The following is a 26,031-nucleotide window of genomic DNA, read 5'->3' as shown; positions in this document are numbered from 1 at the left end:
CTGGGCGCGCACCGCGTCGGTCCGATGGAAAGGCATCCGATGCCCGTCGCCCGCGCCCGCGTCCGCGTCCGCGCCATGGTCGCCTGCCTGCTGCCGGCCCTGCTCGCCGCGCTCGCGCTCTGCGGGCCGGCCGCCGGTACGGCGCAGGCCACGGCGCAGGCCGGCCGCGCGGCGGTCGCCGGCACCCCCGGGTTCTGCCCGGACAGCAGCGGGGTCACCGTGGTGGTCGACTTCCAGCGGCTGGGCGGCGGCCGGGTCGTACGGTGCGCGCCGGGGCCGCAGGCGGACGGCCTGGCGGCGCTGCGCAACGCCGGCTTCGAGGTCGGCGGCACCACCCGCTGGGGCGACGCGTTCATCTGCCGCATCAACGGCCGCCCCGGGGCGGACACCGAGAGCTGTGTGGACACCCCGCCCGCCACCGCGTACTGGTCGTACTGGCACGCGCCCAACGGCGGCGACTGGACGTACAGCCAGCGCGGCGCCACGTACCGCACGCCGCCCGAGGGCAGCATCGAGGGCTGGTCCTTCGCGCTGACCGCCGACGAGGACGAGTTGGCCACGCCGCCAGGCGTCGCCCCGCAGCGCCCGGCGGACAACGGCGGCGGTGGCGGTGGCGGCGGCGGCGCAGCCGGCGGCGGCTCCGGCGGGCTCGGTGGGGGGAGCGGCAGCGGGGGCGGCTCGGGCGGAAGTCCGTCCGGCGGCGGCTCCGCCGCGTCGGGCGGCTCGACCGGCGGCTCCGGTGGCGGTGCCGCCACCGGTGGCCAGGACGGTACGGCCGCCGGTGCCCCCGGCGAACCCCGGCCCCAGGACCCGGACCCCGGCGCGCCGACCCCGGACGCCGAGCGGACCGCGGACCCGGACCGGGCCGAGGACCCGGAGCAGGAGGACAAGGAAGCGGACGCCGACCAGGACGAGGCGGCGGAGGTTTCCCCGGACGAGCCGACCGAGCCCGCCCCCGCGCCCACCGAGGCGGCCGAGTGGAGCGGCCAGGACGACTCCCACGACCTCACCGCCAACGACCGGTCCGGCTCCGGCGGCCCGCCCACCGGCACCCTCGCCGCCATCGGGCTGGCCACCGCTCTGGCGGCCGGCGCCGGCCTCACCGCCTGGCGCCGCCGCTCCACCGCGACCGGTGCCGGTGCCGGCGCCACCGCCCCCACCGCCCCCACCGATCAGGCCGGCGACCGGTGATCACACCGCTCCCCCGCGCCCTGCACCCCGGCGCCTGGTGGCTGTGGGCGCTCGGCCTGGCCGTCGCCGCCAGCCGCACCACCAACCCGGTGCTGCTCCTGCTGGTCATCGCCGTGGCCGGCTATGTCGTCGTCAGCCGCCGCAGCGACGCGCCCTGGGCGCTGTCCTTCCGGATGTATCTGCTCTTCGGCGCGTTCATCGTGGTGATGCGCGTCGTGTTCCGCATCATCTTCGGTGGCGGCCAGGGCTCCACCATCCTGTTCACCCTCCCCGAGATCCCGCTGCCCGAGGCCGCGGCCGGCATCCGGCTGCTGGGCCCGGTCGCCGCCGAACAACTGCTGGGCGGCGTCTACGACGGCCTCCAGCTCGCCGCCATGGTCATCTGCGTCGGCGCCGCCAACGCCCTCGCCAACCCCAAACGGCTCCTCAAATCCCTGCCCGGCGCGCTGTACGAGATCGGCACCTCCGTCGTCGTGGCGCTCACCGTGGCCCCGCAGCTGATCGAGAGCGTGCAGCGGGTACGCCGCGCCCGCCGGCTGCGCGGCGCGGCCGGCAAGGGCCGCCGCGCCCTGCGCGGCATCATCATCCCGGTCCTGGAGGACGCCCTCAGCCGCTCCCTCGCGCTCGCCGCCGCGATGGCCTCCCGGGGCTACGGCCGGCTCGGCGCCACCGCGCCGCGCGCCCGGCTGCTCACCGGACTGCTGGTGATCGGCGGCCTGCTGGGCGTGTGCGCGGGCCTGTACGGGACGCTCGACCCGTCCGCGTCCCGGCTGTTGGGGCTGCCGCTGCTGGTGGGCGGCGCCGCCCTCGCCGTGGCCGGCTTTGTGCTGGGCGGGCGCCGGGTGCGGCGCAGCAGTTACCGCCCCGACCGGTGGCGTACGGCCGAACTCCTCACCGCCGCGAGCGGGCTGGCGGCCGGCGCCCTGATGTATGTGAGCACCCGGGTGGACCCGGCCAACCTCTACCCCTCCCTCTCCCCGCTCAGCTGGCCCGAGGTGGCCGCGCTGCCGGTCCTCGCCGTACTGGCCGGCCTGCTGCCCGCCGTCCTCACTCCCCCACCCCCGCCGCCGGCCGCCGCGCCGCAGGACGCCCCGGCCCTCCAGGAGACCCGCGCATGATCGTTTTCGACTCGGTGAGCTTCCGCTACGACGGCGCGGCCCGTCCCACCCTGGAGGGGGTCGGGCTGCGGGTGGACGAGGGCGAGCTGTGCCTGATCGCCGGGCGCACCGGCTCGGGAAAGTCCACGCTGCTGGGCGCGGTCAACGGCCTGGTGCCCCGGTTCACCGGCGGCGAACTGCGCGGCACGGTGACCGTCGCCGGGCAGAGTACGCGCTCCAGGCCGCCGCAGGAGTTCGCCCATCTGGTGGGCGTGGTCGGCCAGGACCCGCTGGCCGGCTTCGTCACGGACACCGTCGAGGAGGAACTCGCCTACGGCATGGAGCAGCTGGCGATCGGCCCCGAGACGATGCGCAAGCGGGTGGAGGAGACCCTGGATCTGCTGGGCATCGCCGAGCTGCGGCACCGCCCGCTGCGTACGCTCTCCGGCGGCCAGCAGCAGCGGGTGGCGATCGGCGCGGTACTCACCGCGCACCCCGCCGTACTGGTGCTGGACGAGCCGACCTCGGCGCTCGATCCGACGGCCGCCGAGGAGGTGCTGGCCGCCATCCTGCGGCTGGTGCACGACCTGGGCACGACGGTGGTGATCGCCGAGCACCGCATGGAGCGGGTGCTCCAGTACGCGGACCGGCTGCTGTATCTGCCGGGGGACGGCACCGTACGGTCCGGGCCGCCCGCCGAGTTGATCGCGGAGGCCGACATCGCGCCGCCGATCGTCCATCTGGGGCGGATCGCGGGCTGGGATCCGCTGCCGCTGTCGGTACGGGACGCCCGCCGGCACGCGGCCGGGCTGCGCGAGCGGCTGGCCGGGCTGCGACCGCCCTCCCCGCCGGCCGCCGCCGGGGAGGTGGCGCTGACGGCGCGGAAGGTCACCGTCACCTACGGGGAGCGGGTCGCGGTCCGCGAGGTGGACCTCGACGTACACGGCGGGGAGGTCATCGCGCTGATGGGCCGCAACGGGTCAGGGAAGTCCTCGCTGCTGTGGGCCCTCCAGGGCTCGGGCCCGCGCCGCTCCGGCGAGGTCGCGGTGGCGGCAGCAGGCACCGACCCGGGCCAGGTGTCGGCACGCCGGGCGCGGGCGCTGGTGGGCCTGGTGCCGCAGACCGCGGCCGATCTGCTGTACCTCCAGACGGTGGACGGCGAATGCGCCCAGGCCGACGCCGAGTCGGAGGCCGCGCCCGGCACCTGCCGGGCGCTGCTGGACCGGCTGACCCCGGGCATCCCCGGGGAGCGGCATCCGCGCGATCTGTCGGAGGGGCAGCGCCTCGCGCTGGTGCTGGCCGTGCAGTTGACGGCGGCGCCGGATGTGGTGCTGCTGGACGAACCGACCCGGGGCCTGGACTACCACGCCAAGCGGCACTTCGGGCAGGTGGTGCGGGATCTGGCGGCGGACGGCCGGGCGGTGATGATCGCCACCCACGACGTGGAGTTCGTGGCGGCCACGGCGGACCGGGTGACGGTGATGGCGGAGGGCGAGATCGTGGCGGACGGCCCGACCGCCGAGGTGATCTGTGCCTCGCCGTCGTTCGCGCCGCAGGTCGCGAAAGTCCTCAAGCCGGCCCGCTGGCTGACCCCGGACCAGGTCGGGGCGGCGCTCGCGCCGAGTGCGGCGGCCCAGGAGAGCGCCCGATGAGCGGGCCGCGCGAGGAGGCGCGGGCCCGGCCCGTGCCCGGCGCGGGCGAGGACCCGCCGGCACCGGCACCGGCGCGGGCTCGGCGCCGACCCGGTGACCGGGTGACCGCGCTGCGGGTCGGGCCACGGGCCGCCGCCGTCCTCGTCCTGGCCTCGGTCATCGGCCTGGGCATGTTCTGCTGGCCGCTGCTGTCGCCACCACAGCCGCAGGCCGTGGCGCACGCCGGGCAGGCGCCGCTGATGTTCGTGCTGCTGCTGCCGGTGATTCTCGCCGTCGTGCTCGCGGAGATCTCCGAGGGCGGCATCGACCCCAAAACCCTCGCCCTGCTGGGGGTGCTCGCCGCCGTCAACGCGGCACTGCGACCGCTCGGCGCGGGCACCGCCGGGATCGAGACGGTGTTCTTCCTGCTGATCCTGGCCGGCCGGGTCTTCGGGCCCGGGTTCGGGTACGCGCTGGGCACCATCTCGCTGTTCGCGTCGGCGCTGCTGACGGCCGGGGTCGGCCCGTGGCTGCCGTTCCAGATGATGGCCGCCGGCTGGGTGGGGCTCGGCGCCGGGCTGCTGCCGCGCCGCCTCACCGGACGCGCCGAGATCGCGCTGCTGGCCGGGTACGGGGTGGTGGCGGCCTATGTCTTCGGCTTTCTGATGAATCTGTGGTTCTGGCCGTTCGCGCTGGGCGCCGGCACCCAGCTGTCCTTCGACCCGGAGGCCGGCCCGCTGGAGAACCTGCACACCTTTTTCCTCTACACCCTGGCCACCTCCACCTTCGGCTGGGACACCGGCCGGGCGGTGACCAACGCCGTCGCGCTGTGCGTCCTGGGGCCGGCCGTGCTGGCCACGCTGCGCCGGGCCGCGCGCCGCGCCGCCTTCGACGTACCGGTCACCTTCGCGACGGCGACCGCCACCGCCACCGCCACCGCCGCCGCTTCCGCTTCCGCTTCCGCCGCATCCACCGACCAAGGAGCGACCACCCGATGAAGACCCTGCGCAGACGCGCGTCCGCCGTACTGCCCGCCGCGCTGATAGCGACCGCGCTGGCCCTGCCGGGGGCCACCGCCCGGGCCGATGACGCGCCGCTTGAGCTGGTCTCCCCCGCCGAGGCCGCCGCCACCTGGGCGGTCGGCAAGCTCACCGACGCCACCCACGCCTCGGCCGATCACGGGCTGACCGCCGACATCGTGATGGCGCTGGCCGCCACCGGCACCGCCGGGGACACCGCCGAGCGGGCCACCGACTGGCTGGCCATGAACGCCGGCGACTACATCCACCGGGGCGGCAACCCGGACGCGGTCAACGCGGGTGGCACCGCCAAGCTCGCGCTGGTCGCCGGAATCGAGCACCGGGACCCGTCCGACTTCGGCGGCCACGATCTGACCGGGCTGCTGCGGGGCCGGGTGCAGGACACCGGCCGGTTCTCGGACTCCGGGCCGTCCGGGGACATGTCCAACCAGTTCACCCAGTCGCTGGGGGTGCTCGCGCTGGCCCGTACCGCCGACGGAGCGCCCGGGAGCACGGTGGAGTTCCTGGCCTCCACCCGCTGCGCGAGCGGCGGCTATCCGCTGTCGCTGCGCCGTAACCCGGACAACTGCAACGCCGACACCGACAGCACCGGCATGGCCGTTCAGGCGCTGCTCGCGGTCGGCCGGACCGCCGATGTCACGCCGGCGCTCGACTGGCTGGAGAACCAGCAGCAGGCGGGCGGTGGCTGGGGGTACAACGCCGCCAGTGCGCCGAACTCCAACTCCACCGCCCTGGCCGTCCAGGCGCTGATCGGCGGCGGCCGGGACGCCGCAGCGGCACGCGGCACGGCCTGGCTGCGCAGTGTGCAGGTCGGCTGCTCGGGGGCCGAGGCCGACCGGGGTGCGGTCGGCTATTCGGAGCCGAAGGCGGACGGGATGGCGCTGCGGGCGACCGCGCAGGTGATCCCGGCGCTGGCCGGGGTGACACTGGGCGACATCGACGGCGCGGGCGGCACCGCGCTGCCGGCTCCGATCGCCTGCGCGCCCGGCGGCGGGAGCGGTGGTACGGACGGGGGCGGCACCGACGCCGGCGGCGCGGACGCCGGTACGGACGCGGGCGGCACCGACGCCGGCGGTACGGACGCGGGCGGTACGGACGCGGGCGGCGCGGATACCGGAGGTACGGACGGGGGCGGCACCGACGCCGGCGGTACGGACGGCATCGCCGGCGGCGCCGATGGCGGCGCCGACTCCGGTACGGACGCCGGTGGTTCCGGCGATGCCGTGTCCGGCGGCGCTTCCGATGCCGGCTCCGGCACCGCCGGCACCGCCGGTACGACCACCGCCGTCTCGGGCGACAGCGGCACGGCCGCCACCGGTGGGCTGACCCCGGACGGCGGGCTGGCCGGCACCGGTTCGAACGCCGTGCCGATGATCTCCGCCGCCGCGATGCTGCTGGCGGCCGGCGCGGGCGTGTATCTGCTCGCCCGGCAGCGCCGGCGCGGCACCGTCTGACCCGCCAAGCCCGGACAAGCCCGGCCAAGCCCCGTCACGCGTCCCCCCAGCCATTCCGTTCTAGGGAGAGCCATGATCCGTACCGCTACCGTCACGCTCACCGCCGCCGCCGTACTGGCCCTGGTCGGGGCGGCCCCGGCGCCCGTCACGAGCACCACCGCAGCAGCCGACCCGGTGACCGTACAGCTGACCGTCACCGGCCCGGCCGGGACGGTGTTCTCCGACGAGGTGACCACCACCGGCCACACCGTGACGCCGCTGACCGGCGGGGCCCGGCTGTGCGACGGCACCAACCTGGGTGCCAACCCGGAGCCGGGCGCCACCCCGACCGCCGCGCTCGACGACGCCGCCCAGCAGAACGGCTTCAGCTGGGACGGGGTGTGGTACGCGTCCTTCGACGACTATCTGGTGACGCAGATCGCCGGGATCTCCCAGACCGCCGACGAGTTCTGGCTCATCTCGGTGAACGGCGCCGCGACCCCGGTCGGCGGCTGCCAGTTCCTGGTGTCGGACGGCGACCGGGTGGCGTTCACCTGGACCGAGATCGACTGATCCCGGATCGGGGCCCGGTGGTGCGCCACCGGGCCCCGGGCCCCGGCCGCCGCCGTCAGCGCGTCTTGTGCGGCTGCGAGGCGAACACCTCTCCCCCGGTGGCCAGCTCCAGCTGGGCGGTGATCACCGGCCGGCGGAACGGCCCGCCGCCGCTGACCGGAATCCGCACGGTGAACGCCGGCCAGTCGCCCGCGTTGCGCTCCGGGCCGATCGCCTTGGGCGCCGGGTCCTGTGGCCGCGGCGCGGCCAGTACGACGGCCATGGTCTGCGGCAGGCCGTCCCCGACCGTGACCCGCAGGCTCAGGTCCTCGGACCGTACGCCGTACACGCCGACCCGCCCGCGTATCACGAACTCCCGCTTCGACTCCGGATCGCGGCCCCCCTCGGCGACCAGCAGCTGGTTCTCGGGGGTGAAGTAGACGCCGCCGGAGTCGATCGCGATATTGCCGCTCTTGGTCATGTACGGGGTGACCATCCGCAGTTGCCCGTCCCGGTCGGTCAGGGTCCGTACCCGCCACAGCTGTTCGGTGGCCAGTCCGGTGACGGCACGCAGCCGTACCTCCTGGGTGACGCCGGGGGCGGTCAGCCGCAGGTGCAGGTCCCACACGCCGGGCGGCAGCGGGCTGCCGCCGTCGGCGGTCAGCGGGTCGAGATCCGCGGCGAAGCCCACCTCGGCGGGCACACCGTGGGCGGGCGCGGCGTCCAGTTCGGTACGGGGTACGTCCGCGCGCCGGGTGGGCACCTCGATGTGGAGCCCGGACTGCCGGCAGCGCAGGATCAGCTGCGGTTCGACCTCCGTGCCCGGCACGGTGTCGATCCAGCCGGCTCCGGTCAAGCGCAGGGCCTCCCCGCCCCAGCGCTGGTCCGTGATCATGCCCTGCGCGGCGATCCCGCGCACTCCGCCGCCGATGTCGATGGCGAACTTGTTGCCCTTGGTGCGGTACGGGACGACCGGGTCACCGCCGGTGGTACGGGGGCGGCCGGCCGGCATGGTCCAGCTGCCGGCGGGTTCGGCCGGCGCGTTCAGCCGTATCTCGCGCCGGATGCCCTGGATGTCGACGACGGCCCACAGGTCCCACACGCCGTGCGCCGGCGGCCCGCCGTCGGCCGCCGTGTCGGGGTCGAGGGTCGCCTCCCAGCCGGCCAGCCCGAAGTCGTACCGGCCCCGCTTGCCGTGCTGTTCGGTGAGCAGCGGGGTGGCGGTGTGCCGGGTGGGCAGGTGGTGGGAGCGGCGGCCGGTGCGGCTGCGCAGTTCGATGCGGGTGCGCACATCCTTGGTGTCGATGGCGTCGATGTGGGCGTGGCCGCTGATGGTCAGCGTGCCGCCGGTCCACCGGGCGCCGGTGACGGTGTGCCGGGCCTTGAGCCGGTCGGTGACCTCGTAGATCTCGTCGGGGATGCCGGCTGCCGGGTCGCGGAAGAAGGGGTACGGGCGGTACACCCGGCCGTCCTCGACGAGTTCGGGCGGCTGGGTGTGGTCCGCGAACCGGCACAGGACCCCCAGCTGCTCGTAGCGGCCTTCGAGGAAGCAGTGCAGCCGCAGCCAGGTGAGCGCGGGGAGATGCGTGACGATCTCCGGCTCCCAGTAGGTGTCGCACAGTTCGCGGACGAAGCGGTAGGTGTCGTCGCGGAACTCGCCGGCGAATTCGTCCTGGGCGGCGATCGGCAGCAGGGTCTTGCCGACGATCTGCCGGAAGTGCCGGCCGAGCAGCCGGCGCCGGTTGTCGGTGTCGGTCACCCGTTCGGCGACCAGGTCCATGACCCGTTTGACGTGGGCGACCCGTTCCCAGGCGGTCTTGTCGCGCAGGGTCAGGTGCTGGCCGTCGTCGCGCCGCCGGGCGTAGTAGCAGTCGTAGTCGCCGACGACGGAGATGGTCTTGGCGGCCAGCAGGGCCTCGGTGCAGAAGACCTGGTCCTCGCCCAGCCACAGGTCGAGCGGGAACCGGATGGCGTGGTCGTTGAGCAGGGCGCGCCGGAAGAGTTTCTGCGGGCTGAGGGAGCGATAGATCTCGGACCGGAAGAGGTCGGCGCGGGCGGCGTGCTTGAAGGCGAGAACGGAGACGCCGCGCCCGCCCAGGCCGGCCATGCGGCCGTAGACGACGTCGCTGCTGTTGTCCTCGGCCATGGTCACCAGGCGGGCCAGGGCCTCGTCGCCGAGGACGTCGTCGGCGTCCGCGATGAAGACGTAGCGGCCACGGGCCAGGTCGATGCCGAGATTGCGGGGCTGGCTGGGGCCCCCGGTGTTCTCCTGGTGGATGACGCGCAGTTGCGGGAGGCGGACGGCCCAGCGGTCGAGTTCGGCTCCGCTGTCGTCCGTCGAGCCGTCGTTGACGGCGATGATCTCCATCCGGTGCAGGCCGATGGTCTGTCTTTCCAGGGACTCCATCGCCTCGGTGAGGTACGGCATGGCGTTGTAGACCGCCATGACCACGGTCACCACCGGTGGTGGTGACGGTGGCGTCGCTGCCGTTTTCTTCTGTGCTGCGTTAAGCATCGCGGCTTCCTTCCGACCGGGAAGTCGTTGGTGAACAACAGACCCGGGCTGGAAGGGAAATACAGCAGGCGCCGGTGCACCCCCGGCGCGGCGGTGCGACGGTACGGCCGAAGCCGGACCACGGCCCTTTCCCGGCTCCAGCCAGGGGCGGGCGGCGGGCTTCGCCGCTGTCGGTGGGGGCCGGCGGGCCATGCGTTCCTAGCGCAAAGGTTAACAGAAGGTCATCATACTGCGTATGTAACGCGTTCCTCATGTGAGCGACTGTGAGCAACGCATCACGATCAGATGCCACCGGCACGTCCCGCGCCCGCTCTTGACAGCCTCGCCGGGCGGCGGGATAGAGACGGCATGGAGCAGCGGCGCGGGACCACGGACACCGAGGTGGCCGTCATCGGGGCCGGCCTCGCCGGTCTGGTGGCGGCCACCGGACTCGCGGCGGCCGGCCACGACGTGCTGGTCGCCGAGGCCCGGGCCCGGGTCGGCGGACGGCTCGCCGGGCTGCGGCTGGGCGGGGTCAATGTCGAGTTGGGCGGCACCTTCATCGGCCCGGCCCAGCGGCGGGTCACCGCGCTGGCGGCGCGGCTCGGGGTGCCGACCCGGCCCACGTACGACAGCGGTCACCATCTGCTGCTGCGGCGCGGCCGGGTGCGTACGTACGCCGGCACCATCCCCCGGCTGCCGCCCGCCGCACTGCTCGATCTCGACCGGGTGATGCGGCAGTTCGAACGCCTCATGCGCACCGTGCCGCTCGGCGCGCCGTGGCGCGCGGCCCGGGCCGGCCGGCTGGACGCGCACACCCTGGGCTCATGGCTGCGGGCCGTGGGCGCCACCGGCACCACCCGCGCCATGCTCGCGATCGTGGCCCGTACCACCTGGGGCTGCGAGCCCGGTGAGCTGTCGCTGCTGCACGCGCTGCACTATGTACGCGGCTGCGGCGGGCTGCGGCCGATGCTCGATGTGGCGGGCGGGGCGCAGCAGGAGCACTTCACCACCGGGGCGCACACCCTCGCCGAGCGGCTGGCGGCCGGCCTGGGCGGCCGGTTGCTGCTCAACGCCCCGGTCGCCCGCGTGGCATGGAACGACGACGGCAGCGGCGCGGGGGCGGTGCTGCACCTGGCGGACGACGGCGGGACGGTGCGCGCCCGCCGGGTGATCCTCGCCGTGCCGCCCGCGCTGCGGCGCGGCATCGGCTTCGCCCCGGAGCTGCCGGCGGCGTACGGGCAGCTCGCGCAGCGCTGGCCGCAGGGGGTGCTGGGCAAGGCGTACGGGGTGTACGAGACGCCGTTCTGGCGGGCGGACGGGCGCTCGGGGCAGGCGCTGTCGGACACCGGGCCGGTGTTCATCACCTTCGATGTGAGCCCGTCGGCGGACGGCCCCGGGGTGCTGCTGGGCTTCATCGGGGGAGATTACGCGCGCGCCTTCGACCCGCTGCCCGCCGCGGAGCGGCGCCGGGCCGCCCTCGGCTCCTTCGCCGCGCTCTTCGGACCGCGCGCCGCCCGACCCCTCGCGTACGCCGATCACTCCTGGGGCGGCGAGCGGTTCAGCGGCGGCGGGCCCACCGCCGCCGTACCGCCGGGGGCCTGGAGCGCGTACGGGCCGTGGCTGGCCCGCCCGGTGGGCCCGCTGCACTGGGCGGGCACGGAGACGGCGGAGCACTGGTCGGGCTTCATGGAGGGCGCGGTTCGCTCGGGTGAACGCGCGGCGGCGGAGGTCCGGCGGGCGCTGGAGGGGTAGTGCCGGCTCAGCGGGCGGCGGCCGACGCGAGCAGCCCGTCGGCGAACGTGCGCAGCCCCTGGGGGCAGGCGTCCCGGGCGGCGATCGCGTCCCCTTGGGGGCCGGCCGCGGCCGGAATGGCCTCGGGCGATCCACCGGGCCGATGTGTCCGTCCTGGTGCTGGAAGCGCGGACCGGGCCGACGTCACGCCGGGGTGCCGAGGAGGGTCACCGACCGAGGGTGGATGACCCGGGGACCGCCGATGCGGGCGGAGCCGGCGCGGGTTCCCTGACCGTGCCCGCGCCGGCTCCGCCTTCCTCCCCCCGGTCGGTCGTCAGCTCACTTCTTCCGGTGTTTTCCGGTGGGCGGCGGCGGAGGTGTCTGCTCCTGCTGATTCCCGGCCGGCGGCTTCCCCGTGCCGAGGTCGGGCTGTGGCTTCGCATGCTTTCCCATGTGTGCCCCCAGTTTGTACGCGTTGCCACCTCCATGGTGACGCCCCGCCACGCTCTGCGGAAGGCGGCGCTCCCCAGCGCATTACGGGACGTACACGCCCCCGTAGGCTGAACCGCATGAGCGCCGCGCCCTCTCCCTCTCCCTCTCCCTCTCCCTCTCCCTCGCCGGTCACGGCCGACGATCTGGAACGAGTCGTCCGGCTCGCCGTCCACACGCTGCGCGCGGCGCCCGCCGACGCCTGGGAGCGGACGGCCGGCGACCTGGAGTGGGACTGCTGGGAGACCGTCGAGCATCTGGCCGACGACTTCTTCGCCTACGCCGCCCAACTGGGTCCGGCCGCGCCTCCGCAGGAGGGCTATGTGCCGTTCGCCGGGACCCGGGCCCGGCCCGGTGCCCCGTTCCAGAGCATCTACGCGGACCGGGCGGCCGGTCCCGCCGGGCTGCTCCAGGTGCTGGAGGCCAGCGGCGCGCTGCTGGTCGCCATGGTGCGCACCGCCCACCCCGGCCTGCGCGCGTACCACCCGATGGGCGTCGCGGACCCGGAGGGCTACGCGGCGATGGGCATCGTCGAGGCCCTGGCGCACACCCATGATCTGGCCGCAGGGCTCGGCCTCGACTGGCAGCCGCCGGCCGACATCTGCGCCCGGACGCTGCACCGGCTGTTCCCGGACGCGCCGCGCGACACGGCCCCCTGGCCGACCCTGCTGTGGGCCACCGGCCGGGGCACCCTCCCCGGCCGCCCCCGGCTCACACAGTGGCGCTGGTACGCGGCGCCCGCGGACCGGCGGCCCGTCCGAGCGGATCCCGCCTGACGCCTGCCGGACCGGCACCGCGCCGACCGCCACCGGCCCGACCGGCGCCGTTCGTGAAAGGGGCCCCGGGGGCCGGTCTCACAGCGAGGCACCCGCGCACATCACCCACGTCTGGCCGGTGACCGCGCCGCCCTCCTCGCCCAGCAGAAAGGCCGTCAGCCCGGCCACCTCCGCCGGGCGGACCAGCCGGCCAAGCGGCGGGGCGACCACCGGGGTGGCGGCGCGCCCCGGGTCGCGCAGCATCGGGGTGTCGGTGGGGCCGGGCGCCACCACGTTGACGGTCACCGCGCGTGGTGCCAGCTCGGCGGCCCAGGAGCGGGCGAGCGCCGCCAGCGCGGCCTTGGTCGCCGCGTACTGGCTCTTGCCCGGCACCCCCGTCATGGTGCGGCTGCCCAGCAGGACCACCCGGCCGCCGTCCACCAGCCGGTCCGCCAGGGTGTCCAGCAGGACGGTCGCGGCCTGCACATGGACCCGCCACATGAGTTCGCCGTCGGCCGGCGACAGCGCGCCCAGCGGCGCGGTGCGTTGCAGCCCGGCGGCGTGCACCACCGCCCGTACCGGGCCCGGCTCGCCCAGCACGCCGGGCAGTTCCTCCGGCCGGCTCAGATCGCACGGGATCCAGCGCAGCGCGGGCGAGGCCGGTGGCGCGCTGCGGCACAGCGCGGTGATCCGCCAGCCGTCCGCGAGCAGCCGGCGGGTGATGGCCTCGCCGATGCCGGAGCTGGCGCCGGTGACCACCGCGTGGGGCCGCCGTTCCGGGCCCGGCTCAGGCATCGCCGGCTCCGCCCGGGGCGAGCCGCACGTACTGGATGGTCTGCCGCCAGTAGGTGAACGCGATGTGCAGGGCACCGTCCGGTCCCCGGGTGATGGTGGGGTAGGACAGTTCGCGGTTGAGCCGGTCCCGGGAGTTGTTGGTGAGGCAGTGGCCGTCCCCGGTGGCCAGGTCCCGGCGATCGGTCCAGGTACGCCCGCCGTCCGCCGAGTACGCCAGGGTCAGCGGGGCGCGCGGGGCACCCCAGAACGCGCCGCGCCCGTCGTCCTCCTCCGGGGCCGGGGCGGCGGCCGGCGCCGGGCCCTCGCCGGCCAGTCCGCTGTCGTCGATCTCGTCGTACAGCGAGACCCGCCGGCCGGTGGCGTCCGTGCGGCCGGCGTGGTTGTACACCAGTGCCAGCCGGCCGTCGGCGAGCGGCGTGTATTGGAGGGAGGAGTTGTTGTTGGGCAGTTCGGTGGGCTCCGGCACGCTCCAGCTCTCGCCGCCGTCCCGGGAGTACGAGCGGTGTATCCGGTCGGCGCGGCGGCTGCGGAAGAGCGCCAGCAGGGTGCCGTCCGGCAGCGGGTGGATGTTCATGTGGACGCAGCCCTCGCTGCCGGGGACCGCGGTCTCCCGCCAGCTGTGCCCCTGGTCCTCGCTGATCATGACCGCGCTGGTGTCGTGGTCGCCGACCCACTTGCGGCCCGGGGTGGCCACACAGTGGAAGACGGGCAGCAGCCAGCGGCCGGAGGGCAGCACGGTGACGGGCTGCCGGATGAAGACGCCGCCGCGTTCATCGGCCGGGAACAGGGTGCCGGGCGGCTCCCACGTGTCGCCGCCGTCGCGGGAGATCCTTCGCCGTACCTCGGCGGTGTCCTGGTCGCCGGCGTGCTGCGCGGTGTACAGCAGCCACAGTTCGCCGCCGGGGGTGGGGAACAGCAGCGGGTTCTGCTCGGAGCGCGAGGCGTCGCCGGTGAGCCGTACCGGGGTGCTCCAGGTCTCGGCGCCGGGTGCCAGCCGGGCGAACCACACCGAGATGTCGGGGACGCCCTCCTGGGTGCCGGCGAACCAGACGCAGCCGAGGTCGCCGCCCGGCAGGAAGGTGAGCGAGGCGGCGTGGCACTGGGCCGCGGGCGGCGGCAGAAAGGCGTCGGTGCGGCCGGGTTCGACCGGGTGTGGCCGCAGTACGCCGTCCATGACGGGCGGCTGCTGTGGCGGCGGCGCGGCGGCCGGCTGGGTGTTCATGCGGCTCCCTGGCGGGCGGTGGTGGTGGGGCGGGGGCTGACCACGGAGCGCGGTTTGCGTCCGGTGATGGCCTTGGGGTCGAGGGCGGCCCGGCGCAGGGCGCGGGTGTACGGGTCGGCGGGGGCGGCCAGTACGGCGGCGGTGGGGCCGCTCTCCACGACGCGGCCCTCGCGCATGACGACGATGGTGTCGCTGATCTCCCGTACCACGCCCAGGTTGTGGGAGATGATCACGAAGGTCAGCGCGGTCTCGCGCTGGAGGTCCCGCAGCAGGTCGAGGACCTGGGCCTGGACGGAGACATCGAGGGCGGAGGTGGCCTCGTCGCAGACCAGCAGTTCGGGGCCGGCGGCGAGCGCGCGGGCGATGCCGATGCGCTGCCGCTGGCCGCCGGAGAATTCGGCGGGGCGGCGGTCCCGGGCGCCGGCCGGCAGGCCCACCCGGTCGATGAGGGCGGCGGCGCGCCGGTCGCGTTCGGTGCGGTCGCGCACGCCCCGGCGGCGCAGGGGTTCGGCGATGATCTCCTGGGCGCTCTGGCGTGGGTCGAGGGAGCCGTAGGGGTCCTGGAACACCATCTGGACGCGGTGCCGCAGCGGGCGCAGCAGGCGTTCGGTGAGCGGGACCAGGTCGGTGCCGTCCAGCAGGATGCGGCCGGCGGTGGGGCGCAGCAGCCGGACCAGGCTGCGGGCGAGGGTGGATTTGCCGCAGCCGGATTCGCCGACGACAGCCAGTGAGCCGCCGCGTGGTACGTCGAAGCCGACGCCGTCGACGGCGCGGAAGGTGCCGTTGCGCACCGGGTATTCGACGCGGAGGTCCCGTACGGACAGGAAGGGGGTCTGCTCGCCGCTCATCGGTGCGCCTCCTGGTGCGGTTGCCCCTCGTTGTCCCGGTCCTCGTCCTCGTCCTCGTCCCAGGGGCCGAGGACGGGGACGGCGGCCAGCAGGGCGCGGGTGTAGGGGTCGGCGGGGCGGTCGACGATGTCCTCGGCGGTGCCGGATTCGACGAACCGGCCCTCGCGCATCACATGGATGCGGTCGGAGACCAGCCGGGCGACGCCCAGGTCGTGAGTGATCATCAGGATGCCGATGCCGGTGCGTTCCTGGAGTTCCATCAGCAGATCGAGGATGCCTGCCTGGACGGTGACGTCCAGCGCGGAGGTGGGTTCGTCGGCGACCAGCAGGGCGGGTTCGGCGGCCAGCGCGATGGCGATGAGGACACGCTGGAGCATGCCGCCGGACAGCTGGTGCGGGTAGGCGTCCCAGCGTTCTTCGGGGCGGGGGATGCGGACCTGTGCCAGCAGGGCGATGCCGCGTTCGCGGGCCTCGGCGCGGTGCAGCCGGGGGTGGCGCAGCCGCAGCGCCTCGCCGAGTTGCCGGCCCACGGTGTGCACGGGGCTGAGCGCGGTCATCGGGTCCTGGGGGACGAGGGAGACCTGGCGGCCCAGGACCCGGCTGAGGGCGCGCGGCTCGGCGATCACGTCGGTGCCGCTGATGCGGGCGGCGCCGGAGAGGACGGCGAGCCCGTCGGGCAGCAGCCCCAGCAGGCCGAGCGCGGTGGTGGACTTGCCGGAGCCGGACTCCCCGATGAGGGTGACGGTTTCGCCGCGCTCGACGCGGAAGCTGACGCCGTCGACGGCGCGTACCACTCCGTACTCGGTGATCAGTTCGATCTGGAGGCCGTCGACCTCCAGCAGTGGTGTGCCGTTCACAGCGCGGCCTCCTTGGGGCGGCGCCGGCCGCGGTCACGCAGTCCGTCGCCGAGCAGATTGACGCCGATGACCAGCAGGGCGATGGTCAGGCCGGGGAGGGTGACCAGCCACCAGGAGGTGGTGATGTAGTCCTGGCCGTCGGAGATGATCCGTCCCCAGGTGGCGAACGGCCGCTGCGGGCCGGCGCCGAGGTAGCTGAGCGCGCTCTCCAGCAGCACGGCCTGGGCGAGCAGCAGCAGCACGACGAGGGTGGCCTGCCGGATGATGTTGGGGATGATGTGGGCCAGCAGGATCTCCGGGCGGCGCAGGCCCAGCATCCGGGCGGCGGCGACGTACGGTTTCTCGCGCTCGACGAGCACCAGGGAGCGGGTGAGCCGGGCGACTTCGGGCCATTGGGCGATGGCGATCACGGTGGTGATCACGGGTATCGAGGGTTCGAAGAGGGCGACGACCAGCAGCAGCATCATCAGCAGCGGCAGGGACAGCTGGGCTTCGAGCAGCCGGGAGACGGTGGCGTCCACCCAGCCGCCGAAGTATCCGGCGGCGGCGCCGGCCACGATGCCGATGACGCCGGAGACGACGACGGCCAGCAGCCCGATGGTGAGGGAGACCTGGCCGCCGTGCAGGATGCGGGAGAGCAGGTCGCGGCCGAGCTGGTCGGTGCCGAGCAGATGCCCCTCGCTGAACGGGGGCAGCCGGCGGCGGGAGAGGTCCTGTTCGTCGGGTCCTGGCAGCGGCAGCAGGGCGGCCAGCGTGATGGGCAGTACGACAACCGCCGTGCACAGGGCGCCGATCCACAGTTTGAGGCGGGCGCCGCGCCGCCGGCGGGTGGCCGGGGCGGCGGCCAGGTGTTTCGCGGTGACGGCGGAGGGCCGTGCCGGTGCGGCCGGGGTGGCGGAGGAGGGGGTGGCGGTGCTCATGGCTCAGGCCGCCTTTCCGAGACGCACCCGCGGATCGAGCAGCGGGTAGGCGAGGTCGACGAGGAGTTGGACGAGGATGGCCAGCGCGGCGGTGACCAGGACGGTGGCCTGGATGAGGGGGTAGTCGCGGGTCTCCAGGGCGCGGACGACGAGTGAGCCGACGCCGGGCCAGCCGAAGACGACCTCGACGACCACGACGCCGTTGAGCATGGCGGCGAACCGGGTGCCGAGCGCGGTCAGCACCGGGATCGCGGAGTTGCCCATGCCGTACCGCCAGATGAGGGTGCGGCGGCTGACGCCCCGGGAGCGGGCGACGGTGCTGTACGGGGCGGCGAGCGCGGTGGCCATCTCGCGCCGTACCAGCCGGGAGATGAGCGCCATCTGGAGGATGGCGACGGTGAGGGTCGGCAGGATCAGTCCCCCCCAGGTGGTGAACCCGGAGGCGGGCAGTACGGGGAAGAGCACGGCGAAGACGGTCAGCAGCATCACGCCGGTCCAGAAGTCGGGCATGGACTGCCCGGCGATGGTGAGGATGCCGGCGCCCAGTTCGCGCTTGGTGTCGGCCCGGCGGGCCATCCACACGCCGAGCGGTACGGCGACGAGGGCGGTGACGGTGATCGCGGCGACCGCCAGGGTGATGCTGTACGGCAGCCGGTCCAGTACCACGTCGAGGGCGGGGGCCCGGAAGGAGTAGCTCATGCCGAGGTCTCCGGTGCACAGGTCGCGCAGGAAGATGCCGTACTGGACGAGGAGGGAGCGGTCCAGGCCGAACTGGGCGCGGATGGCGGCCAGGTCCTCGGTGGTGGCGGTGGGCCCGGCGTAGGCGGCGGCCGGGTCGCCGGGGGCCATCCGGACCAGGACGAAGACGGTGGTGATGGTGAGGAAGACCGTCAGCAGGCTCTGGCCGAGCCGGCGGGCGAGGTAGCGCGGCATGGCTCAGCCCTCCAGGCGCACGGCGGCGAGGTCGTAGGAGTTGATGGGCTGGAGGCCGGTGCCCAGCACCCGGTCGCGGTGGGCGAGCACCACGTCGGGGACGAAGGCCCACAGGCAGGGCCAGGTGTCCCAGATGTCGTGCTGGACGGCGGCCAGCCGGCGCAGCCGTTCGGCGGTGTCGGTCTCGGCGGAGGCGTCGGCGATGGCCTCGGCGACGGCGGGGACGACGTAGCCCTGGTAGGTGTCGCGGGTGCGTTCCTTCTCGGCGGTGCCGGCGAACATGCCCTGGAGGGTGGTGATCGCCTGCCCGGTGGGGCCGGGGTAGCCGTTGCCGAGGAGGTCCCAGTCGCCGCCGCGGCCCTGCCGCCAGGTGAGGATGTCGCCGCCGGGTTCGAACTGCTGGAGGGTGGCGCGGACGCCGATGGCGCGCAGCATCTCCTGGACGGCTTCCATCACGGAGGTGTCGGCGGCGAATTCCCCGGTCTCCCAGATGATCCTCAGTTTCAGGTCGCGGACGCCGAGCTGATCGAGGAGTTGGCGGGCGCGGGCCGGGTCGTAGGTGTACGCGCCGGTCCGTTCGGCGCCCTCCAGGGCGAGCGGGACGACGCCTTCGGCCTGCCGGGCGGAGCCGGTGAGCACGTCGCGGACCAGGGCCTCGCCGTCGATGGCGTGGCTGAGGGCTTCGCGGACCCGGGCGTCGGCCAGCGGGTGGCCGGCGGGCTTGCGGAAGTTGTAGAAGAGCTGGTTGATGCGGGTGCCGGGGACCCGCTGGAGGGTGACGCCCCGCAGCCCTTCCAGTTGGTCGGCGGAGTCGGGGGTGATGGAGTCGATCACGTCGAGTTCGCCGCTGCGCAGGGCGACGACCCGGCTGGATTCCTCGGGGACGAAGCGGACCCGGACGTCGGTGACGGCGGGCCTGGGGCCCCAGTAGCGCTCATTGACGGCGAGCCGGTATTCGCCGGTGCCGGGGTTGGCGCGGGTCACGATGTAGGGGCCGGAGCCGAGTCCGCCGGACAGTTCCTCGGGGGCGTTGTCGGCGGCGGGGGTGATGAGGATGTTGGCCATCAGATAGTCCAGCACCGGGACGGGCCGTTGGGTGTGGAGCTGGAAGGTGCGTTCGTCGATCGCCTCGACGGTGGGCAGTTCGGGGAAGAGCCCGACGATGAAGGAGCCGTTGACCTGGGCGTACATCCGCAGTGCGGTGTCCACGTCGGCGACTTGTACGGGGCTGCCGTCGGAGTAGCGGGCGCCGCGGCGCAGCCGCACGGTCCAGCGGGTGGGGGCGGTCAGTTCGAAGCTCTCGGCGAGCACCAGGTTCAGCCGCAGGTTCTCGCCGACGCCGGTGAGCGCCTGGCGGACGCCGCGCTGCACGGTGACGGCGGCGTCGAACTGGTTGAGCTTGTTGTCGAGGCTGACGAGGGAGCGGTTCAGCCCGAGGGAGATGGCGCCGGGGCCCGGGGTGCCGGTGGGGCCGACGCAACCGGTGAGCGGGCCGAGGGCGAGCCCGGCGCCGGCCCCGGCACCGAGCATCAGCAGGGCGCGGCGGCTGGGGCGGGGAGCGGTGGTGGGTGGGGTCATCGTTGACCTCGCGGTGGTCAGGGGAGAGCGATGCGGCGGACCCGGGCGGGTCGGCGGTTCTGTGTCGGTCACCGTGACACGACTGCGCGAACTGCGCAATACATTTCGCGCGATGCGCGCAAGAATTCCGACCCAACCCCCATGTCTGCGCACAATCCGCAGTCAAGGGGCGCCAGAGAGGCATGGTCCACCGCGCCGCTGATCGGGTCTAAGATCCCCAACGTTGTTGCGAAATTCGTATCAACGGATCTACCTATGAGGTGGAGTAGATGCGCACGCAGTGGAGACCTGCCGTCATCGGTACGGCACTTGCGCTGGGGCTGGCGTTACTGCCGCTCTCGACCGCTTCCGCGTCGGACAGCCGGTCGGCCGACGGCTCCTGGTCCGTCACCCCGGTCGGCGACGGCTACCGGATATCCCTCGAACTCGACCAACCGCTCCCGACCCGCGACGCCGCACCGGAACTGGCCGTCGACGGCCGGTCGCTCGGCGCCGCCATCCAGTCGGAGGACGGCAGCACCCTCACCCTCATCACCACGGACCCCGCCGCCGCACACCCGGATTCGGTGCGACTGGCGTGGAACGGAGTGGTGCCCGGGACCGACACGCCACGGTCCGCGTCAGTCGCGGGGGCTGACGTACCCACCGGGCTGCCCCTCACCTCGGAGCCCGCCGCGCCCGGCAGCTACCAGGTCACCCGGGCCGACTACGACTTCGGTGACACCGCGCTCAACCTCTCCGGCGTGAGCGACCTGCCGGTCGAGCAGCGGGCGGCCGTATGGCTGCCCGTGGGCGCCTCCGGCGAGCGCCCCGTCGTGATCTTCCTGCACGGCCGGGCGGACGCCTGCCGCAACCCGGCGAGCGGCGCCCTCGACAACACCACCTGGCCCTGCCCCAGCGGATTCCAGCCGGTGCCCAGCCACACCGGATACGCCGAGTCCGCCGAAACGCTGGCCGGCCAGGGCTACGCCGTGGTGTCGATCAGCGCGGACGCGATCGGCGTGTACGACCAGACCCGGGCCCCCGACCGGGGTGCCCTGGCCCGGGGCCAGCTGGTGATGGCCCACCTCGACCTGCTGGCCAAGGCCAACGCCGGTACGGCGCCGGGGATGAGCTCCGCGCTCAAGGGCCGGCTCGACCTGGACACCGTGGGCCTGATGGGCCACTCCCGGGGCGGCGACGGCGCGGTGCGCGCCGCGCTCCTCAACGCGGCCAGGACCAGCCCGTACGGCATCGAAGGGGTGCTGGCGATCGCGCCGGTCAACCGTACCCGGCCCGCCCTGCCCGACGCGCCGCTGGCCGTGGTGCTGCCCTACTGCGACGGCGATGTGTCCAACCTGGAGGGCCAGCACTTCTACGAGGACTCCCGGTACGCCAACGGCGCGGACACCGCGCTCAAGTCGTCGCTGCTGATGATGGGCGCCAACCACAACTACTTCAACGAGCTGTGGACCGGCATCTACGGCGACGACTGGGACGCGTACGTCGACGCCGACGACCCGGCCTGCGGCACCACCCCGGCCGGCAACACCCGGCTGACCGCCGCCGAGCAGCGGGCGGCGGGCGTCGCCTACACGGCGGGCTTCTTCCGGCTGACCCTCGGCGGGGAGAACCAGTTCCTGCCGATGTTCCAGAGCGACGCGGGCAGCGCCGTCCAGGTGGGCGCCGCGACCGTGCTCCAGGCCGGCCACTCCCCCGCCGCCCAGCGGCGGGATGTCGCGCCGCTGAGCAACCCGGCCGCGAATGTGACCTTCTCCGGGGCGGTGAACGGCCAGTACTGCGCGAGCGTCGCCGGGCGTTCCCCGCAGAGCGGGGTGCCCTCGTGCAGCGACTCGGCCCTCACCAGCCGCTTCCCGTCCTTCACCCCGGTCACCCACACCCCGAATGTGCCGGCCGCCGAGATGCTGCATCTGACCTGGACCGGCTCGGGCGCGCTGACCGCCACCCTGCCGGCCGGTCAGCGCGATGTGAGCGGGTTCGGCGCGCTGACGCTGCGGGCGGCCCTGGACGGAACGGCCACCTCCGGGGACCTGAAGGTCACCGTCGTGGACGGTGCCGGGCGTGAGCAGTCCACCACCGTCTCGGCGCTGAGCGGCGCGCTGTCGGTGCTGCCCGGGAACCGGGACGTGCTGCCGAAGACCTGGCTGAGCACGGTCCGGTGGCCGGTCTCCCAGCTGACCGGCGTGAACACCACCGACATCCGGTCGATCCGGATCTCGACGGCGACCGCCACCGGCGGGGTGCTGCTGTCCGATCTCGGGTTCAGCACCGCCGCCGTGGGCACCGGGGCGCCGACCGCGCTGCCGCAGCTGTCGGTCGCCGACACCACGGTGAACGAGAACGCCGGCCCGGCATCCGTCACCGTATCGCTGTCCCGGGCGAGCACCGTTCCCGTGACGGTGCACCTCCAGGCGATGGCGGGCTCCGGCACGCACATCACGGCCGCCGCCCAGCGCGTGGTCATCCCGGCCGGACGCACCAGCGTCACCGTCAGCGTTCCGGTGCTGGACAACTCGGTGGTCGACGCGAGCGCCGACACCGCCTACCAGGTGGTGATCGGTCACCCGTCGAACGCCGTCACCGGCAAGCACACGGCGTACATCACCGTGCACGACGACGAGGCGTAACGCCGATGCCCGGGGGCCAGGACCGTGCGCGGCCCTGGCCCCCGGGCGCACCCGGGTCGCCCACGGTGCCCCTCCGCGCGCCGGCGTCTTGATGCCGTTGCCAAGCCCAACCGCGTCCCACGCCCAGCCGCCGTGGCTCAGCCGGGCAGCCCCCCACCGCGCCCGGCCGAGCGGAGCACCTGGTCCGTCATCGCGGCGGCGCTGCCCAGATAGCCGGCCGGGTCGCACAGCCGCGCGATGCGGTCGGCACCGAGATGGCCGACCAACTCGTCGTGGCGCAGCAGTTCGGACTCCAGGGTGCCGCCGGTCTCAATGGCGGTCCGGCACGCCTCGTACACCACATCGTGCGCCTGCTGCCGGCCCAGCACCGGCGCCACGGCCATCATCACAGCCTCGGCGACGATGAGGCCGCCGGTGAGATGGATGTTCTCCCGCATCCGCTCGGCGTTGACCTCAAGACCCGACAGCATGAACTCGGCCTGGTGCAGCGAACCGGACAGCAGCAGGAACGCCTCGGGGACGGCCGCCCACTCCAGGTGCCAGGGTCCGGTGGCCCGCTCGAAGTCCTGCATGAGGGCGTCCAGTACGGTGCCGGCCTTCTCGCGCAGCAGCTTGGCGGCGGCGAACATGAGTTCGCTGGAGATGGGGTTGCGCTTCTGCGGCATGGTGGAGCTGGCGCCCCGGCCGGGGACGAACGGCTCCGCCAGCTCACCGAATTCGGAGGAGCACATCATCATCACGTCCCAGGCGATCTTGCCCAGGGAGCCGCCGATCGCGGCGAACAGGGTGACCAGCTCCACCAGCCCGTCCCGGCTCACATGCCAGGTGATCTCCGGGTCACGCAGCCCCAGTTCGGCGGCGAGCTCGGCGCGGGTGGCCAGCCCTTGCGGCCCCTCCCCCAGCGAGGCGAGGGTGCCGGCGGCCCCGCCGAACTGCACCAGCAGCGTACGATCGCGGGCCTGTTCGAGGCGCTGCGCGTGCCGGTCCAGGGCGGCCAGCCACACGGCGCAGCGGTAGCCGAAGGTGACGGGCAGGGCGTGCTGGAGGTGGGTGCGGCCGGCGGTGACGGTGTGCTTGTGCCGCTCGGCGAGCTGCTCCAGGGCGCGCCGGACCCCGTCGAGTTGCCGCTGGAGGAGGGCGATGCCCTCCTTGCACTGGAGCATCACGGCGGTGTCCATGATGTCCTGGGTGGTGGCGCCCCAGTGCAGATAGCGGCCGGCGTCGCCGCACTGGCCGGCGAGCTGCTTGATGACGGGAAGCACGGGGTAGCCGACGATCTCGGTCTCGGCACGCAGCCGTTCCAGGTCCAGGCCGGCGAAGCCGGCCTGGGCGGTGATGGCTTCGGCGGCCTCGGCCGGGATGATCCCGACCCGGGCCTGGGCGCGGGCCAGCGCGGTCTCGGTGTCGATGATGCGCTCTACGTAGGCGGTGTCGCTGAAGGTCGCGCGCATGTCGGCGGTGCCGAACATGTCGCGGAACAGCAGGGAGTCGTACACGGTGCTGCTCATGCGGGTCTTCTCACTTCGCGAGGGTGGTGGGATGGGGGTCGCGTTCGGTGGGAGCGGGGTGGTCGCGGCCGGCCCGCTCGGCCCGCTCGGCCTCCTCGGGTTCCGTCTCGGCGAGAAACGCCTTGGGGTCGGCGAGAGCCCGCTTGACCTTCTCGGTGTCCATCTCGTTGCACCACTTGGCGAGGACGAAGGTGGCGACGACATTGCCGAAGGTGTTGCAGAAGGCGGTGGCCATGGACATGAAGCGGTAGACGCCGAAGAGCACGGCGACGCCCTCGACCGGCAGATAGCCGGTGGCGGCGACGGTGGAGGTGAAGACCACGAAGGTGCCGCCGGAGACGGTGGCCGCGCCCTTGGAGGTGAGCAGCATGATCAGCAGCAGGCCCAGCTGTTCGGTCAGCCCCATGGGGATGCCGTACACATTGGCCACGAACAGCGTGCAGATGGACATGTAGATCGAGGTGCCGTCGAGGTTGAAGGCATAGCCGGTGGGCAGCACCAGGCCGACGGTCTGCTTGGAGCAGCCGATCCGGTTGAGCTTCTTCAGCAGTCCGGGCAGGGCGGCCTCCGAGGAGGCGGTGCCGAGCACGAGGGTCATCTCGACCCGGACGTACTGGAGGATCCGCCAGATGTTGAAGCCGGCGGTCAGGCAGATGAGGCCGAGCACGCCGAACACGAAGACGGCGATGACCAGCCAGTACTGGAGGACGAGTTCGGTGAGGGCGAGCAGCATGCCGCTGCCGTTGACGCCCACGGAGTAGGCGATGGCGCCGAAGGCTCCGATGGGGGCGAGCTTCATGACGATGTTGACGAAGCCGAAGAAGGTTTCGGAGATGACGTCGAGGCCGGCGTTGATCCGCTGCTGCATGTGGGGCTTGAGGGCGAGGAGTCCGGCACCGAAGATGACGGCCAGCACGACGACCTGGAGGAGCTGTCCGGAGGAGAAGGCGCCGACGAAGTTGTCGGGGACGATGTCCTTGAGGAAGGCGGTGAAGCCGTGGTCGCCCTCCTGGGCCGCCGGTGCCGCCGCGTCTTCGGGCAGGGCGCCCGCGCCCTTGCCGACGCCGAACACATTGGCGGCCAGCAGGCCGAGCAGCAGGGCGACGGTGGAGACGACCTCGAAGTAGATCAGCGCCAGGAAGCCGATCCGGCTGGCCTTCCTGAGGTCTCCGGCGGAGGCGATGCCCATCACGATGGTAAAGAAGACCAGGGGCGCCACGCCGGCCTTGACCAGGGCGAGGAACAGGTCCCCGACGATCTTGAGCTGGGCGGCGGTGCCGGGGAAGGCGAAGCCGACGACGATCCCGAGGATCATCGCGACGACGACCTGGGCGCCCAGTCCCCGGTACCAGCGTCGGCGGCGGCCGGTGCCGGGCGGTGGGGAGGCCGCGTCCAGCAGTTCTTCCTGTGACCTCATGCGTAGTCATCCTTGTCTAGACATGAAATGTGTCTAGACATAGAGTGGCCAAAAAAATCCCCCTGTCAAGGGGTGGGTCAAAAAAGGGAGGACAGAACCGGGCTCAGCGGCGGGACAGCTCCGTCTCGTAGACGAAATGGTCACCCGCGTGCACGCTCACCGTCACCTCGAACAGCGCGCCGGCCGCGTCGTAGTAGCGCCGGACGAACTCAAGCCCCGGACTGCCACGCTCCACGCCCAGCAGCCGGGCCGCCCCGTCCGGCACCGGAACCGCCCGCACCCGCTGCACCACCCGCTCCACGGCGCGCCCGGTACGGGCCTCGATCAGATCCGCGATCAGCCGGGTGCTGTCACCCAGCTCCCCGGTGATCGCCTCCGCGTCGGCCGGGGACACATACACCCGCGCCCACGACAGAGCGGCCCGCTCCCGCTCCGGATCGCGCCGCACCGAGGTGATGCACACCGCCGGCTCGCCGGCCGGCAGCCCGGTGACCGAGGCCAGCGCCGCGTCCACCGTGACCGGCTCCACCGACAGCACCTGCCGCACGGCGGCCCGCCCGTACTGGGTCAGCTCCTCGACGCTGCCCAGCTTCGTGGTGAACTCCGTGCGCGGCGTGGTCCGCTCAAGCCGGGTGCCGGTGCCCTTGCGGCGCGAGATCAGACCGGCGGTTTCCAGCCGCCGCAGCGCGCGCCGCAGCGTCTCCCGGGAGACCCCGTACTCGGCCGCCAGATCCGGCTCGGCGGGCAGCAGTTCACCCACCGCCCAGCGCCCCGAGGAGATCCGCCGCAGAAGATCGTCGGCGATCGCGGCATAGCGCGGCTCACCCACGGGAACTCCTCGCTCGATTCGACACGGACGGCCGCCCCATCCTAGAACAGCGACGCCGCACCGCCATGAGGTCGGGGGCTC

The 26,031-nt window shown here is 73.7% G+C and carries 20 protein-coding genes; 9 read left to right on the top strand and 11 right to left on the bottom strand.

What is annotated here, in order from left to right:
- Positions 1-39 precede the first annotated feature (39 nt).
- The 6 genes from AC5WRL_RS13500 to AC5WRL_RS13475 all read left to right on the top strand — a co-directional run bounded on the left by AC5WRL_RS13500 (position 40) and on the right by AC5WRL_RS13475 (position 6,965).
- Positions 40-1,191 carry an SCO2322-related protein gene (locus tag AC5WRL_RS13500; RefSeq protein ID WP_496088712.1) on the top strand — a complete coding sequence of 384 codons (1,152 nt, stop codon included), beginning with the start codon at positions 40-42 and terminating at the stop codon, positions 1,189-1,191.
- Positions 1,188-2,309, top strand: a complete 1,122-nt coding sequence (locus tag AC5WRL_RS13495; RefSeq protein WP_496088711.1) for a CbiQ family ECF transporter T component — start codon at positions 1,188-1,190, stop codon at positions 2,307-2,309. The genes AC5WRL_RS13500 and AC5WRL_RS13495 overlap by 4 nt, the downstream gene beginning before the upstream one ends.
- Positions 2,306-3,940, top strand: a complete 1,635-nt coding sequence (locus AC5WRL_RS13490) for an ABC transporter ATP-binding protein (protein WP_496088710.1) — start codon at positions 2,306-2,308, stop codon at positions 3,938-3,940. Before AC5WRL_RS13495 ends, AC5WRL_RS13490 begins: the two co-directional genes overlap by 4 nt.
- On the top strand, positions 3,937-4,917 hold the full coding sequence (locus AC5WRL_RS13485; RefSeq protein ID WP_496088709.1) for an ECF transporter S component: 981 nt from the start codon (positions 3,937-3,939) through the stop codon (positions 4,915-4,917). Before AC5WRL_RS13490 ends, AC5WRL_RS13485 begins: the two co-directional genes overlap by 4 nt.
- Positions 4,914-6,413: a hypothetical protein gene (locus AC5WRL_RS13480; RefSeq protein ID WP_496088708.1), complete on the top strand. Its 1,500-nt coding sequence runs from the start codon at positions 4,914-4,916 to the stop codon at positions 6,411-6,413. Before AC5WRL_RS13485 ends, AC5WRL_RS13480 begins: the two co-directional genes overlap by 4 nt.
- Before the next feature lie 72 nt (positions 6,414-6,485).
- Positions 6,486-6,965, top strand: coding sequence for a DUF4430 domain-containing protein (locus AC5WRL_RS13475; RefSeq protein ID WP_496088707.1), 480 nt, complete (start codon positions 6,486-6,488; stop codon positions 6,963-6,965).
- Positions 6,966-7,020: 55 nt separating this feature from the next.
- On the opposite strand, the gene AC5WRL_RS13470 is transcribed toward AC5WRL_RS13475, so the two are convergent.
- Positions 7,021-9,459 carry a glycosyltransferase gene (locus tag AC5WRL_RS13470; RefSeq protein WP_496088706.1) on the bottom strand — a complete coding sequence of 813 codons (2,439 nt, stop codon included), beginning with the start codon at positions 9,457-9,459 and terminating at the stop codon, positions 7,021-7,023.
- A gap of 348 nt (positions 9,460-9,807) precedes the next feature.
- Between AC5WRL_RS13470 and AC5WRL_RS13465 the strand changes: the two genes are divergently transcribed.
- Positions 9,808-11,193, top strand: coding sequence for a flavin monoamine oxidase family protein (locus AC5WRL_RS13465; protein WP_496088705.1), 1,386 nt, complete (start codon positions 9,808-9,810; stop codon positions 11,191-11,193).
- A 548-nt stretch (positions 11,194-11,741) separates the two neighbouring features.
- A complete protein-coding gene (locus tag AC5WRL_RS13460) occupies positions 11,742-12,437 on the top strand; it encodes a hypothetical protein (RefSeq protein WP_496088704.1) in 696 nt (231 codons plus the stop codon).
- A 78-nt stretch (positions 12,438-12,515) separates the two neighbouring features.
- Here the strand turns inward: AC5WRL_RS13460 and AC5WRL_RS13455 are convergent, their stop codons facing one another.
- The 7 genes from AC5WRL_RS13455 to AC5WRL_RS13425 are packed head-to-tail and all read right to left on the bottom strand — an operon-like array spanning position 12,516 to position 19,569.
- Positions 12,516-13,211, bottom strand: coding sequence for an SDR family NAD(P)-dependent oxidoreductase (locus AC5WRL_RS13455; protein WP_496088703.1), 696 nt, complete (start codon positions 13,209-13,211; stop codon positions 12,516-12,518).
- On the bottom strand, positions 13,204-14,433 hold the full coding sequence (locus tag AC5WRL_RS13450) for a sialidase family protein (RefSeq protein ID WP_496088702.1): 1,230 nt from the start codon (positions 14,431-14,433) through the stop codon (positions 13,204-13,206). The genes AC5WRL_RS13455 and AC5WRL_RS13450 overlap by 8 nt, the downstream gene beginning before the upstream one ends.
- Positions 14,430-15,281 (bottom strand): ATP-binding cassette domain-containing protein, encoded by an 852-nt coding sequence (locus AC5WRL_RS13445; protein ID WP_496088701.1) that lies wholly within the window; start codon positions 15,279-15,281, stop codon positions 14,430-14,432. Before AC5WRL_RS13445 ends, AC5WRL_RS13450 begins: the two co-directional genes overlap by 4 nt.
- Entirely contained in the window at positions 15,278-16,138 is an 861-nt protein-coding gene (locus AC5WRL_RS13440) for an ABC transporter ATP-binding protein (protein WP_496088700.1), read from the bottom strand. Before AC5WRL_RS13440 ends, AC5WRL_RS13445 begins: the two co-directional genes overlap by 4 nt.
- Entirely contained in the window at positions 16,135-17,058 is a 924-nt protein-coding gene (locus AC5WRL_RS13435; protein ID WP_496088699.1) for an ABC transporter permease, read from the bottom strand. Before AC5WRL_RS13435 ends, AC5WRL_RS13440 begins: the two co-directional genes overlap by 4 nt.
- A gap of 3 nt (positions 17,059-17,061) precedes the next feature.
- Entirely contained in the window at positions 17,062-17,991 is a 930-nt protein-coding gene (locus AC5WRL_RS13430) for an ABC transporter permease (protein WP_496088698.1), read from the bottom strand.
- 3 nt (positions 17,992-17,994) lie between these two features.
- Positions 17,995-19,569 (bottom strand): ABC transporter substrate-binding protein, encoded by a 1,575-nt coding sequence (locus AC5WRL_RS13425; RefSeq protein WP_496088697.1) that lies wholly within the window; start codon positions 19,567-19,569, stop codon positions 17,995-17,997.
- Positions 19,570-19,838: 269 nt separating this feature from the next.
- Between AC5WRL_RS13425 and AC5WRL_RS13420 the strand changes: the two genes are divergently transcribed.
- Positions 19,839-22,196: a hypothetical protein gene (locus tag AC5WRL_RS13420; RefSeq protein ID WP_496088696.1), complete on the top strand. Its 2,358-nt coding sequence runs from the start codon at positions 19,839-19,841 to the stop codon at positions 22,194-22,196.
- Positions 22,197-22,333: 137 nt separating this feature from the next.
- On the opposite strand, the gene AC5WRL_RS13415 is transcribed toward AC5WRL_RS13420, so the two are convergent.
- The 3 genes from AC5WRL_RS13415 to AC5WRL_RS13405 all read right to left on the bottom strand — a co-directional run bounded on the left by AC5WRL_RS13415 (position 22,334) and on the right by AC5WRL_RS13405 (position 25,950).
- Positions 22,334-23,704: a class-II fumarase/aspartase family protein gene (locus AC5WRL_RS13415; protein ID WP_496088695.1), complete on the bottom strand. Its 1,371-nt coding sequence runs from the start codon at positions 23,702-23,704 to the stop codon at positions 22,334-22,336.
- A 10-nt stretch (positions 23,705-23,714) separates the two neighbouring features.
- Positions 23,715-25,121 (bottom strand): cation:dicarboxylate symporter family transporter, encoded by a 1,407-nt coding sequence (locus AC5WRL_RS13410; protein ID WP_496088694.1) that lies wholly within the window; start codon positions 25,119-25,121, stop codon positions 23,715-23,717.
- 103 nt (positions 25,122-25,224) lie between these two features.
- The gene (locus AC5WRL_RS13405) at positions 25,225-25,950 is read right to left on the bottom strand and encodes a GntR family transcriptional regulator (protein WP_496088693.1); all 726 of its coding nucleotides are present in this window, start codon (positions 25,948-25,950) and stop codon (positions 25,225-25,227) included.
- Positions 25,951-26,031 lie beyond the last annotated feature (81 nt).

The organism is Streptomyces sp. NTD107 (genome assembly GCF_059510435.1).
This window is presented reverse-complemented; position numbering and strand designations above follow the sequence as displayed.